The sequence below is a fragment of the cyanobacterium endosymbiont of Rhopalodia gibberula genome (assembly GCF_003574135.1).
Classification (GTDB): Bacteria; Cyanobacteriota; Cyanobacteriia; order Cyanobacteriales; family Microcystaceae; genus Rippkaea.
The window spans coordinates 1,595,998-1,609,819 of sequence record NZ_AP018341.1; the positions used below are offsets into that span (position 1 = coordinate 1,595,998).

Genomic DNA, 13,822 nt, shown 5'->3' on the forward strand with positions numbered 1-13,822 from the left:
ATTTCCTAAGTTAATACAAGATTTGATTAGTAAATTCTTAGGAAGCTGAGTATATTCTTCTCAAAGAGTCTGGATATTTTTTTCAGAAACCTTCAAAAAACCATATTAACAAGAACTTCAAGTAATTCCCCGTAATCGAAAGAATATGAAATAAAAAAGAATATGAAATAAAAGTTAATGAAAATGATTAATAAAATTGTACTATACAGGCGTTCTTTGATTGCAATAGTCAAGTATCAACTTGACGATATATTTAAGATTTAACATTCGATAAATTAGAGTATTTAAAACTGTTAAATTAACATTTTTTCTAGGCTAATTGCTTATCTATATTTCCCCAAAAAATAGTTTTTTTTAAAAAAAACTATAACAACCTCGTATTATGCCATGTTTAAACAATAATTTAAGTTTCGATTGTTAGCAATTAATATCTTAGATAATCGTTAATTTTGTCCTGTATTAATTTAGATATTGACAATGATAATAGCGGTTTTAAACGCATCTAACTCACGTAGTAATAGACTAAAGACTGATTCTATAAAAATAGATTTTACATTTCTTGACTAAATTAACAGATCGCATAGACAACCTTTATTTGTATAATTTAACTCTTCCCAGAGTTTTAGTTTTACTTTAAATAGACCACTTGTATGCACCGAGTAGTTACCAAGAATAATTACAACATTTCTCCTTTTCTATTTTTAAGATTTTTCTACTTTATCTGTCTCTTTATATAACGGTTTACTACCTTTATAATCTCTTGTTTTGCAGAACATACAATAATCATCACCTTCATTTTTACTACTTTCTATTTTTGGCTTTTTAAAATAAAATCAACTTATTTTTATAGTAATCATTTTTATTTTGATTTATTGTTTAAAGACAAATAGTTATTGAACATGATAAGTTATTTGATCTCTTTCTAATATCTCTTTAAGAGATTTTATCTCTTTAAAGAATCCCGCTATCCTTTTCTTCTTTAAATAATTTATCTAGAAATTGTTCTTTAATTGTATTTTCTAATAGTTCCACCCAATCTATAATCTCTTTAACTTTCTTAGCCTCTTGCCTTTCTAATTATGTTATCCAGACTCTCGGACAGTCCACTGTCTAGCAATCACTTTTTTTATAGTACCTTTCTATTTAACACTTATCTAAGCTGACTCACCTGGTTTAGTATAATTGATATCTTAGAATTGCTATGCTCGAAACATGAAGCCTATGTCTGAATTATACGGCTTTCAAATTAGTTTTTTCTTTGTTGTCTAATGAATTCTAAAAGTAATTTTTTTTCAGCCCTAGCGATTGCTTGATAAGTTCGTTCTACCGCTTCAGTTTCCACAGAAATGTTGGTAATTCCCCACCGGACTAAATCCTCGATAAGATCAGGATATTGACTAGCTACTTGGCCACATAAACTGCACGAAATTCCTAACTGATGAGACTTGTCGATGAACTGTTTCAGAACTTTTTTTAAAACAGTGGGACAAGGTCGGGAAATATCACTGAAATCAGAGTTATCTCGTTCAACTCCGAACAGTAATGGAACCAAATCATTTGTTCCAATTGCGATTCCCTGAACCCCGGTATTAACGTATTCCTCCAATTCAAAAAGAACCGAGGGGACTTCTGCCATAATCCACAACTCAAAAGTTTTAGATTCCATTAACCCTACCTGTTCCACTCGATAACGACAAAAGCGAAATTCCGCTACACTGCGAACAAAAGGTAGAATTAAATGGAGATTATGGAATCCTTGTGCTTGAACTTGAGCTAATGCCATCAATTCCCAATCAAAAAGAGTTGAATTTAGTAAATAGCCAGCTGTTCCCCGACAGTCACCTCGAATTTTAGTATTGATTTCTTGGCATAATTGACCATTAAAAGACCGATAAAACACAGGACGGGGAGCAAAATGAGTCGTAAACTCGCAAAGACATTCGCAAATTTGTTGAACAATCTGTGTGGGTTCGGATTCATTAAGCCATTGTTCTAGGGACTTAGGAGAACATAAATTTAATAGCATCAATTCTGATCGCACCAATCCAATACCATCAATGGGTAAATCTATGGACTTGACCAAAGAACTTGGTTGACTAAGATTGACCATTAATTGGGTAGCAATAGGATAAGACAAATTTGAATATATCTCCTGAGAACTTAAGGAAAAAGCGGGGGAAATATCATTTTGGGATAGTGTATGACGATAAATTGTTCCATTTTTGCCATCTAGAATTACAGAATCACCAGTTTTAAGTAATTCTGTTGCCCTCAATACCCCAACCACCGCAGGGAGATTTAATTCTCTGGCTAAAATAGCCGCATGACTGGTTATTCCTCCCTGTTCAGTGATTATTCCTACCGCCTGTTTTAACAAAGGTAATTGAGAGGGGTGAATCTCTTTAGTGACAATGACACTGTTCTGAGAAGATAGGGGAAAGGGGGCAATTTCCCCAGTTATTATTTGGATTAATCCTTGGGTACGACCGGGGGCTGCCCCAATCCCTCTCAGGAGGGGTCGATTGTCCACAATTATTGGTTGTTTTCGAAAAGACAATGAATTAACTTGAGAACTTGAGACACTAGGGATGATATCAGTGATAGCTAAAGTTGGAAGTTGGGAATACTCAGATTCGAGCCATGTCCATTCTAAAGAGCTCCAAGATGGCTCATCTTGACTAAGCTTCTCGAGCAATGGATAGATTTGACTCAGGATGGATTCATCGAGACAGTATTGCTCTTGTTGAGAAGAATTCAACACATAAGCTCCTAGAGGGCTTTCAATATAGTTAACATCGTGGGACACGTTTTTATTTTTAAGTCGATAAGCACGAGTTTTGTTCCCTAATTCTCTATCAATGATTAGGCTGGTGGTGCGATCAAAGACAAAGCGATCAGGCAAGACTTCCCCTCGCCATAGACTTTGAGGTAAGCCCCAAGTAGCTTGTATTTCAAAAGTTTTGGGAGAAACGGTAACGATGCTTGAGACGATCACATTGGTTAACGGTTGAACCAAAACTCCTAGATTTAACTTTTCAATGGAAATGTCCATTCGTTGTCCATAAAATAAGCTTTGCGCGCTCAACAATTGACACCAAATTTGCTTAATGGCTAATTCTAAATCTAGAGGCAACTTTTCACAGACTTGAGGCACTATTAAGTTAGCAAACTCTTGTTTAATGCCCAAAGAAGTTCCTAGGGAACCCTGTACTATTAAGGAGGTGCTAGGCAACTGCTCAATGGCTTGTGAAATAATCTTTCTCCATTGGTCAGGAAAGTCGGTCTGGACAATAGCTTGACGACTCTGTTGTGCTGCTAACTGCAGGGTTTTAAAGTTATCTACATCAAAATGCAGAGAGGATGTGGGAAAATCTGCTAATAAAGAAGTGGAATTGTCTAACCTTTCCAAGAATTCTCCCCAAGTTTCTGAGCCAATAACAAATCCAGGAAAAACTGGATAGCCTTTTTTTTTGAGTTGGCTTAGCATCCAGGCTTTTTCCCCAACCCAAAGGCGATCAGCCGATTCAATCTGAGATAGCCAGTAGAGAGTTATCACTGTCGGGATAATGACTGAACCATGATCACTAGAGTACACATATCTTAATCTAAGTTTGTCACTTAACTCGTCTCAGGGAGATTTTCCATAGTCAAATCTCTTAACAGTCAAGAGCATTTATGCAACAACCAGTCCACTTCTTCAACTAGAAGAACCTATTATTGATTCTTTTTAGTCTTTAGACAGGCTTCAACTCATTAAAGTTGGCTCACTAAATTAATTCTAACATCATATTTTTGAGGGATTTTTTATAGTGAGAGCTAATCAATATTTATTGGGTTAATTAAAATCAATAATTGTTTGTAACAATTATTGGTGATACCTCTAAACGATTATCTCGGTTAACTCGTCAATATCAAAGACTAATCACTGATTCGATTTTTAACGAGTATTACTGATGATCATAATCATTCTTCTTTTCTCTGGTCTAGCTATGAGCCAATTTGTGACACCCAGTTTTTCAGGAAATGCTCTAGAGAGCTACTAAACTTCTTGGATAGTGAAGTTCTCCTATTTAAGAGTCTTCATTCTAACTAAACAGACAAATATCGGACTAAGAGGGAGGAATATTCCATATAGTAAAAAAAGCTAAACTAGATTGAAAGTATTCATGGTTCAATGATAACTAAAATTTGAGGGGTAGAGGTTACGATAGAGGAGCAGAGTATTAATACTAGTTAAAAAACTATGATGGCAAACTAGATGTTCTCTTTATAAACTAATCAATTAAAATCGCACCCTACAACTCCTACTTTAGAAGTCATAAAAAGGTATAGTGTAACCCATTATGGCTCTTCCATAGCTAGTCTAGAAGAGCCTAAAAGACTAAACAGCAGTCATTGTTTCTGACTCTTTAGCTGCCATCATTTTCATTAGATCTAATATTCGAGAAGAATAACCCCATTCATTGTCATACCAAGATACAATCTTAAAGAAATTGGAGTTAAGTTCAATTCCTGCTTTCGCATCAAAAATACTTGAATGATGATCACCATTAAAGTCCATGGATACTACATCCTCGTCAGTATAGTTCAAAATACCTTTTAAGGAACCTTCAGCAGCAGCTTTCATTGCTGCACAGATGTCTTTATAACTTGTAGATTGAGTGGTCTTAAAAGTTAGATCAACCACAGAAACGTCAGGGATGGGGACTCGTAACGCCATCCCTGTCAATTTTCCTTTTAACTCTGGAATAACTAAGGCAACAGCTTTAGCTGCACCAGTAGAAGTTGGAATAATATTTTGTCCTGCTCCTCGTCCTTCCCGAAAAGCTTTTTTCCCAGGACCATCTACGGTGGGCTGAGTGGCAGTCATAGCATGTACTGTAGTCATTAATCCTTCAGCTAAACCGAAATTATCGTTAATCACTTTAGCAATGGGAGCTAAACAATTGGTGGTACAACTGGCATTAGATACCACATGATCTTTAGTGAAGTCATATTCGCTATCATTGACTCCCATCACGATTGTCCGAACTTTTTCGGGATCTTTAGTGGGGGCAGAAATTACTACTCGTTTGGCTCCCGCTTTGAGGTGTTTACTGGCTGCATCATAAGTGGTGAACAATCCCGTAGATTCCAGTACATAGTCGATACTTTTTTCTCCCCAAGGCAATTGTTCTGGATCTTTGACAGAAAAACAAGGAATAAATTTATTGTTGACAACAATACCATCTTCTTTAGCTTCCACTGTCCCATTAAAGCGCCCATGAGTAGAGTCATATTTAAGTAGATAAGCAATATTAGACGGAGGAATTAAGTCATTAATGCCGAGAAATTCAAAGTCAGGGTTATGGACACCAGCCCGAAAGACTAATCTCCCAATTCGGCCAAAACCGTTAATACCAACTTTGACAGTTGCCATAAATTAAACTCCTAAAATTAAATGTACAATCTTTATCTTGAAAGCAGTCAAAAAAGACTATTTATTCTTACAGTACTGTATCTGCCGCAACTTAACATCTTAAGTGAAGACTAACTATCAATAGTTTATGAGTTTTTAGCTGATTTTTATAGATTTAATAAATTATTTCAGATTTTTAACTCTTTTATCATTCTGATTTAATCTCATAATTTTAAAAAACTCTAGTTAATTACATTGTTTGTTTTAAGTCGCTAAACTTTCTAAATCAGTAAACAGTCATAGCTCTTACAGACCAATAATTATAGATTAGTAGCTAACAACCTCCCAAACTCTCATTCTAATGAGATTCTGTAACTACAAAAACTTAATCTTTATAAGCACTAAGTTCTGATAGTTTTAGAAACTTTTAAAAACAATATTTTTAATTTCTCATCAGAATCTTGTTACAATAATTAAGCTACAGAAATTATAGTTGCCATTTCATTATAGTTATTTTGTTCTTTTGCAAAAGAATAAATTTTAAAAAATGACTATACTAAACAGTAACTTATTTAAAACGACTAACTCAAAATTCAATTTTGAAACGATAACCCATGACAGCTACACCGGAAAGACTAATCTTAGAACAAACCCCTCTTTCTAGCAGCGAGTTGCGAAAAATTCATGCTTATTGGCGAGCTTGTAACTATCTTGCTGTTGGGATGATTTACCTACAAGATAATCCTTTACTTAGAGAACCTTTAAAGGAAGAACATATTAAAAACCGCTTGTTAGGACATTGGGGATCAAGTCCTGGTTTGAGCTTTGTTTATATCCACCTGAATCGCCTGATTAAAAAATACGATTTAGACGTGATCTATATGGCAGGTCCTGGTCACGGCGCGCCCGGAATACTCGGTCCAGTTTATCTTGAAGGGACCTATTCTGAGACTTATCCTGATAAAAGCCAAGATGAGGAGGGAATGAAAAAGTTTTTCAAGCAGTTTTCCTTCCCTGGAGGAATCGGTAGCCATTGTACTCCAGAAATTCCTGGATCAATTCATGAAGGGGGAGAATTGGGCTATTGTCTTTCCCACGCTTACGGTGCAGCCTTAGATAATCCCAACCTTATCGTTGCTGCCGTGGTAGGAGATGGAGAAGCAGAAACTGGACCATTAGCCACTTCTTGGCATTCTAATAAATTCCTCAACCCCATCCGCGATGGTGCTGTGTTACCTATTCTGCACCTCAACGGCTATAAAATTGCCAATCCGACAATTTTAGCTCGTATTAGTCATGAAGAACTAGAATGTCTTTTCAAGGGGTATGGTTATAAACCTTACTTTGTCGAAGGGTCTGATCCTGAAGTAATGCACCAGAAAATGGCCGCTACTCTGGAAACAGCGATCAAAGAAATTAAACGAATTCAACAAGAAGCGTATAGTAGTGGGACAGCTATACGTCCCATGTGGCCAATGATTGTGTTACGTTCTCCAAAAGGATGGACTGGTCCTAAAGAAGTGGATGGCAAAAAGACAGAAAATTTTTGGCGATCACATCAAGTTCCCTTATCAGGAATTCACAATAATGCTGCTCACTTAAAAGTTCTTGAAGACTGGATGAAAAGTTACAAGCCCGAAGAACTTTTTGATAAAAATGGTACATTAATTCCCGAATTACAGGAACTTGCTCCCATCGGCTACCGCCGTATCAGTGCTAACCCTCACGCCAATGGCGGGTTACTCCGTAGAGATCTTAAAATGCCTGACTTCCGTAACTATAAGATTGAAATAACTAAGCCTGGAACAATAGAGGGGGAAAATACTTTCTTGTTTGGAAACTTTCTACGGGATATCATGGCTGAAAATATGATTAACTTCCGTGTTTTTGGTCCTGATGAGACTGCATCTAATCGTCTAAGCAATATTTACCAAGCAAGTAAAAAAGTCTGGATGGCTGATATTCTCCCTGAGGATGCCGACGGCACTGAAATTACCACTGATGGACGGGTCATGGAAATACTAAGCGAACATACCTTACAAGGATGGTTAGAAGGCTATTTATTAACAGGTCGTCACGGATTTTTTCACACCTATGAGGCATTTGCTCACGTGGTTGACTCAATGTTTAACCAACATGCTAAATGGCTTGATATCTGCAAAAATAAAGTCTCTTGGCGGGCATCGATTTCTTCCCTAAATATTATGTTGTCTTCCACTGTTTGGCGACAAGATCATAATGGGTTTAGTCACCAAGATCCAGGGTATGTTGATCTTGTTACTAACAAGAGTGCAGACGTAGTTCGTGTGTATTTTCCTCCCGACGCTAACTGTCTACTGTCTGTTGGAGATCATTGTTTTCGAAGTAAGAACTACGTTAACGTCATCGTTTCCGATAAACAAAAACACCTCCAATATCTAAGTATAGAGAAGGCTGTTGAACATTGTTCCAAGGGCATTGGTATTTGGGATTGGGCTAGTAACGATGATTGTGGCACAGAACTTGATATCCCTGATGTGGTTATGGCCTGTTGTGGTGACATTGCCACTAAAGAAACTCTAGCCGCTACTGCTATTTTACGAGAAGAATTTCCTAAGTTGAAAGTGCGGTTTATTAATGTAGTTGACTTGTTTAAATTACAACCGGAACGAGAACATCCTCATGGACTGTCAGATTGGGATTTTGACAATTTATTTACGAAAGATAAGCCTATTATTTTTAACTTTCACGGCTACCCTTGGTTAATTCATAAGTTAACCTATCGTCGCACCAATCATGCTAACCTTCATGTTCGTGGTTATAAAGAAAAGGGTAATATTAATACTCCCCTTGAATTAGCGATGAATAATCAAGTTGATCGCTTTAATTTAGTGATTGATGTCATTCACCGTGTTCCTAAATTAGGGTCGGCTGCTGCTTATGTTCAAGAACGTATGAAGAATGCTATCCTAGAACATAGGGCTTATGCCCACGAAAATGGTATCGACAAACCAGAAGTAATTGAATGGAAATGGCCTTACTAATATTGGATAACAATAAATAGGGATAATTTTTTAGCGTAACATAATCATTATGTACTCCTATAAGCTTAATCTGTTTTTTCTTAAAAAAAGGTTAAATGACTAACATGCAATTTTTGTTGACGTGGCTTATTACAGCAATCTCACTATTAGTTACGGCTTATGTTATTCCAGGGATTTTTATTAAATCTCTTGTTGCTGCTGCCTTTGCTGCTATTGTGATGGGAGTAGTTAATGCTATTGTTCGACCTATTCTGATTTTGTTTACACTTCCTTTAACTTTTTTAAGTTTAGGTTCATTCTTATTTGTAGTTAATGCTATTGCTTTTTCTTTGGTGAGTTATTTTACCCCAGGGTTTAGCATTAATACCTTTTGGGATGCCTTATTTGGTTCAATTATTTTATCTCTAGTTTCTGGATTTTTTGGTCAATTATTAGAGACTAAAGAATAATAGAGAGTAACTTTTGTGTTTATGCTCTTGTCATCATTTGACTTTAGATAACATCAGAGTTATTTTCTGAGAGCCACAAGGCAAAAAAACGTTATCATCGAATTTATTTGACTTTCCTAGTCAACTACTTAGTATTTTTTATTTTTAAAAAAAAATTATTTTCATTCAAAAACTCTGATTCATCTGTTGATGATTCTCTGTGATCTTTCCATTTCTTTTTTTAGTTAAAATTTCATAAGTGATATTACAGGGATTGCATTCATAAGTTTTAGAACTAATAGTTTTACGACCAATATCTAGGATAGAATTTAAAAACCTACTGTTGGGAGTATAGATAAATACAATTTTCACTAATCGCTCTTCAGATAAAGATAAATAATTTGGGAGTTTGGGTCAAGAATATCTTCAATTTAAGTCTTTATGACAGCTATTGACGAGGAACAACTTAAATATTCATTAGGGAAAACCTATTGTTTTTACCTTTGTTTCCATAAACTATTGACGGTGACTATAGTTAAAGTCAGTACAGTAATGGGAATAACAACAAAGAGCATAATATTACTGAATATCTGTAGGCTATCGTGTTCCGTCGAACGTAGAATTAAATAAGTTGTGTAGGCAATATAATAACTAACAAACAGTAACCCTTCCCAACGGTCGATCACATTTCCTGTAAGGAAAATAGGTAAACACGAAATGGTGATCGCAATCATCACTGGTAGATCAAATCCAATTGCAGCACTAGAAACAGGGATGCCTTGAGGAGAAACCATAGCCCCTATCCCTAATACAGCCAAAATATTAAATATGTTGCTTCCAATCACATTACCAACCGCAATATCTCGTTCTCCCTTCAAAGTAGCCATAACGGAGGTAGCTAATTCTGGTAATGACGTTCCCACTGCAACAATCGTCAAACCGATAACTAATTCACTAACCCCAATAGTGAGGGCAATGCTAGTAGAACTTTCCACCAACCAACGAGAGCCTAAAATTAATAGCCCCGTTCCCCCTAACATTAACCCCAAATTCTTCACCCATTGAAAAACTGAAACATCTCCTAAAACGGTGTATTTTTCATATTCTTTTTCTTCAGAAGGTTGTTTTGACCCTTGACAAATGAGAAAAATAGTATAAATAATTCCACCGATTACTAAAATTGCTCCATCTGAGCGGTTAATCAAGCCGTCAGATCCAAACAATAAAGTTAGGAATGAAATCCCAATCATGATGGGAACCTCAAGTTTAATTAACTGTTGCGCCACTATTAGAGGCATTGCTAAGGCAGATAAACCTAAAATAACTAAGACATTAAAAATATTACTACCAACCACATTCCCTAACGCAATATCGGCCTGTCCAGCAAAACTTGATTGAATAGCCACAGCCATTTCGGGTGAACTTGTCCCATAAGCAACAATAGTTAACCCAATGACCAACGGAGAAATCCCCAAACTAGCTGCTAGGAAAGACGCACCGTTGACTAATCCTTCTGCACCAACGACTAATAATACTAATCCAGCTAAGAGTTTACCTAGCACGAAAAAATCCATACGTTGCACTCTCTTGACGTAAGGGGAGTAAATGGTCTTGATTGATCCGTTGAAGTTCTTTAAGGGAGTTGAGATGATTGATTTGATTAGTTGACTGTCCAAGTTTATTAATCGATCATCAAAATATCAACCTTATTTTTGACAAATCAACAGTTTGGTAATGTATCTGACCATATCACATCCCTTGTGCACTGTGCACTGCGCACTATGGCGGGATTGATCAGACCAGCCATATTATGAGTATTTATGTGTTGTCTTGCTCTTTTAAAGAGTTTAGCAGTTAGTTTTGACTGTTACATATTAACGTTTTTCATCAGTCACAACCTCATGAATTTTCTGAGAAACTAAAACCCGAGTGAAATTAGGAACCTTTTCATGGCAATGGGGACAATACCAGTAGATTTGGTGATGATTGATATGCCGTAGAATCTGACTAGAACAAATAGGACAATTATTCATTTTCTTACTGAAAATATTGTTTTGTCAAACAATATTCATTTACTTTTAAAATAACACTTTTATAGTTTTAAAAAACAAAAGTACATAAAAGTCAAAAAATGAAAGTGGTTAGTAATAAAACTAAACTCATGATAGTTAACATAAAAATTACTATGTCACTTTTCCAAAGATATATTATTTCCTTCTAGAAGAATTAGTATTTTTTTGATACAAGTTTATACTGATTTTCGCATCAATAGTAAAAATATACAAACTTCCAACTCTTAGAGAGCCTTAGAGGACTATCTATTCAACCAAAAACTGCTATTAGTTTTTTTTTAGTTTTTAAATACTTAATAATCATGTCTATTCTAGACTATCTGTGACAACATTATAATCAATAAAAGTTGGAAGTTTTATTTTACGTATTTACTCAATCTAAAAAACTCAATTTTGGTAAAAACCAAGTTTATGTAATAAAAAAATACAATTATAATAAAAGTTATAAAAAAGACTGACTGTTAGTCTATTATGCTGAGTACAAAAAAAGTTACAATTATTAATTGATACAACTAAAAAAATCAGAGAAAAACAATACAAAACTTGAGATAATGAGAAAACTCTATGTTCTTAATTATATGTATTTTTAAACACATAGAGATTTATCTGAATAAATAAAACTTCGAATACAATGAAAGTAGTCTTCAATACAAAACTATGACTTTATCAAAAGATAATACAATCCCTTCTTTAGCTAAAGACATAGGGGAATTGATAACAAAATTGTCAGAACATCAACATGGCACCTTAGTCAACAGGGCATTATCTGTCTTGTTAAGAATTGCGGGAGAAGAGATGGACCGCCTCGACTGGAAAATTTTAACTGCTGCCCTAGAAGACTTAGAACAAGGGATTCAGACTTTTTATCCTTATCGTCACATACGTAAAGTTACCATCTTTGGCTCGTCTCGTCTGTCTTCCCAAAGTTCAGAGTATCGTTTAGCAGTTGAATTTGCCCGTCGTATAACTCAGTTTGGGTTTATGGTTCTCACAGGCGGAGGAGGAGGGATAATGCAAGCAGGAAATGAAGGAGCAGGACCAGAGCATTCTTTTGGACTTAATATTCAATTACCATTTGAACAAAGTGCCAACCCTTTTATTGCTAATGATTCCAAATTGATTAATTTTAAATATTTTTTTACCAGAAAACTCTTTTTTCTGAGAGAAAGTGATGCAGTAGCTCTATTTGCAGGAGGGTTTGGCACCCAGGATGAAGCTTTTGAAACCTTAACTCTTTCTCAAACAGGAAAATATGGACCTTGTCCTTTGGTATTAATTGATGAACCTGGAGGCGATTATTGGAAAACTTGGAATGAGCATAACCAGAAGAATTTGTTACAACGGGGATTAATTAGTACAGAAGATTTTAATCTCTATACTATTACAGACAATTTAGCCCATGCCTGTAACGTTATCCATAATTTCTATTGTGTGTATCATTCAAGTCGCTATGTGGGAGATTTATTTGTGATGCGTCTTAATTCAGAATTATCTGATGAACAAGTAGACCAGCTCAATGAGGATTATTCAGATATTCTTGTCAAAGAAACAATTTATAAAAGTGCTGCTTTACCTAGTGAAAAAGGAGATGAAACAGAAAGCTTACCCCGTTTAGTGTTTTATTTTGACCAGCGCAACCTTGGTCGCTTATATCAAATGATTAATCAGATCAACCAATATAGTCCTTGTTTATCGCTAGAACCTCACCCTCAATGGAAGTAGGCAATTGTGAGAACTATGAGAAAATAACAAGGGGAAAAATATTTAACTGCTGACTTGGTAGAGTTCAAAAGCTGTTGATCCGTGCAATTGTACTTGATTGACTTTGGTATTGACACTTTATTCCTCCGATGTCTCAACTACTAACTTAAATAATGAACAGTTTATTAGGGTTTCAGTTTCAATCTCCGGGTCCAATTGTCTTTGAAGTTGGTTTTTTTGCTATTCGTTGGTATGGCTTATTGATCTCCTCTTCGGTCTTAATTGGTGTTGCTTTATCCCAATGGCTAGCCACAAAACGTCAGGTTGATCCCAATTTAATAGCTGATCTAGTGATTTGGTTAGTCATTTGTGCTATTCCCTGCGCTCGACTTTATTATGTTATCTTCGAATGGCAACAATACGCTCAAAATCCAGAGGATATCATTGCTATTTGGAAAGGGGGAATTGCCATTCATGGAGCTATTATCGGAGGAACTTTAGCAGCTATTATTTTTGCTCATTTAAATAAAGTTTCTGTCTGGCAGTTAGCAGATTTAATTGTACCATCTTTAACCTTAGGGCAAGCCATTGGACGATGGGGAAATTTCTTTAATTCAGAAGCTTTTGGTTCTCCGACTAATTTACCCTGGAAACTATATATTCCTGTAAATCATCGTCCCTTAACCTATATTAATCAGGAATATTTTCATCCAACTTTTTTATATGAATCTATTTGGAATCTGTTAGTATTTTTTCTGTTACTAAGTCTATTTTTTGTTGGATTAAAACATAGGGATAAAATCAAAGTAGGTACATTATCTTTAGTCTATTTAATAGCCTACAGTTTCGGAAGATTTTGGATAGAAGAATTGAGAACAGATAGCCTAATGTTAGGCTCTTTAAAAATTGCTCAAGTAATTAGTTTAGTAATGATAGGGTTGGGGATTTCGGGTTTGATATGGCTCTATAAGGCGAAGCGAGCACTACCAGATGTTTATCATTAATAAACACATATTTTTTTTATTTAAACAGTTTGTTAAACAGAAAATAAGTTTTTGAAATCATAATTATAGTAATAGATATCAAACTCTCTACTGAATAGACTTGTCTCATGCTGCAATTTTGGAAAAAATTAAAATATGATTATAACCTAACTTGAAATATCTTTTAACCATTATGTTATAGGAAATTTTGATTAGA

Annotated in this window: 8 protein-coding genes; 4 read left to right on the plus strand and 4 right to left on the minus strand. The window is 35.3% G+C overall.

From position 1 onward, the window contains the following. Positions 1 to 1,246 precede the first annotated feature (1,246 nt). Both RGRSB_RS05150 and gap read right to left on the minus strand, forming a co-directional pair. Complete coding sequence (locus RGRSB_RS05150; RefSeq protein ID WP_232014461.1) at positions 1,247 to 3,595, minus strand: putative PEP-binding protein; 2,349 nt, start codon at positions 3,593 to 3,595, stop codon at positions 1,247 to 1,249. A gap of 786 nt (positions 3,596 to 4,381) precedes the next feature. Beyond that, positions 4,382 to 5,419, minus strand: coding sequence for a type I glyceraldehyde-3-phosphate dehydrogenase (gap, locus tag RGRSB_RS05155; RefSeq protein WP_119260128.1), 1,038 nt, complete (start codon positions 5,417 to 5,419; stop codon positions 4,382 to 4,384). Positions 5,420 to 6,012: 593 nt separating this feature from the next. Between gap and RGRSB_RS05160 the strand changes: the two genes are divergently transcribed. Together RGRSB_RS05160 and RGRSB_RS05165 are read left to right on the plus strand one after the other, a co-directional pair. Continuing rightward, on the plus strand, positions 6,013 to 8,421 hold the full coding sequence (locus RGRSB_RS05160) for a phosphoketolase family protein (RefSeq protein WP_119260129.1): 2,409 nt from the start codon (positions 6,013 to 6,015) through the stop codon (positions 8,419 to 8,421). 95 nt (positions 8,422 to 8,516) lie between these two features. After that, the gene (locus RGRSB_RS05165) at positions 8,517 to 8,870 is read left to right on the plus strand and encodes a phage holin family protein (protein ID WP_232014463.1); all 354 of its coding nucleotides are present in this window, start codon (positions 8,517 to 8,519) and stop codon (positions 8,868 to 8,870) included. 476 nt (positions 8,871 to 9,346) lie between these two features. On the opposite strand, the gene RGRSB_RS05170 is transcribed toward RGRSB_RS05165, so the two are convergent. Then, positions 9,347 to 10,423, minus strand: coding sequence for a calcium/sodium antiporter (locus RGRSB_RS05170; protein ID WP_119260131.1), 1,077 nt, complete (start codon positions 10,421 to 10,423; stop codon positions 9,347 to 9,349). A 300-nt stretch (positions 10,424 to 10,723) separates the two neighbouring features. Beyond that, positions 10,724 to 10,882 carry a hypothetical protein gene (locus tag RGRSB_RS10080; protein WP_172582042.1) on the minus strand — a complete coding sequence of 53 codons (159 nt, stop codon included), beginning with the start codon at positions 10,880 to 10,882 and terminating at the stop codon, positions 10,724 to 10,726. 696 nt (positions 10,883 to 11,578) lie between these two features. Here RGRSB_RS10080 and RGRSB_RS05175 point away from each other — a divergent pair. Together RGRSB_RS05175 and lgt are read left to right on the plus strand one after the other, a co-directional pair. Further along, positions 11,579 to 12,643 carry an LOG family protein gene (locus RGRSB_RS05175; protein ID WP_119260132.1) on the plus strand — a complete coding sequence of 355 codons (1,065 nt, stop codon included), beginning with the start codon at positions 11,579 to 11,581 and terminating at the stop codon, positions 12,641 to 12,643. 152 nt (positions 12,644 to 12,795) lie between these two features. Next, positions 12,796 to 13,626 carry a prolipoprotein diacylglyceryl transferase gene (gene lgt / locus RGRSB_RS05180; protein WP_119260133.1) on the plus strand — a complete coding sequence of 277 codons (831 nt, stop codon included), beginning with the start codon at positions 12,796 to 12,798 and terminating at the stop codon, positions 13,624 to 13,626. Positions 13,627 to 13,822 lie beyond the last annotated feature (196 nt).

Coding starts and splice junctions, on each gene's coding strand:
- gap (WP_119260128.1), bottom strand. CDS start 5,419: ATGGCAACTGTCAAAGTTGGTATTAACGGTTTTGGCCGAATTGGGAGA.
- RGRSB_RS05160 (WP_119260129.1), top strand. CDS start 6,013: ATGACAGCTACACCGGAAAGACTAATCTTAGAACAAACCCCTCTTTCT.
- RGRSB_RS05165 (WP_232014463.1), top strand. CDS start 8,517: ATGACTAACATGCAATTTTTGTTGACGTGGCTTATTACAGCAATCTCA.
- RGRSB_RS05170 (WP_119260131.1), bottom strand. CDS start 10,423: ATGGATTTTTTCGTGCTAGGTAAACTCTTAGCTGGATTAGTATTATTA.
- RGRSB_RS10080 (WP_172582042.1), bottom strand. CDS start 10,882: ATGAATAATTGTCCTATTTGTTCTAGTCAGATTCTACGGCATATCAAT.
- RGRSB_RS05175 (WP_119260132.1), top strand. CDS start 11,579: ATGACTTTATCAAAAGATAATACAATCCCTTCTTTAGCTAAAGACATA.
- lgt (WP_119260133.1), top strand. CDS start 12,796: ATGAACAGTTTATTAGGGTTTCAGTTTCAATCTCCGGGTCCAATTGTC.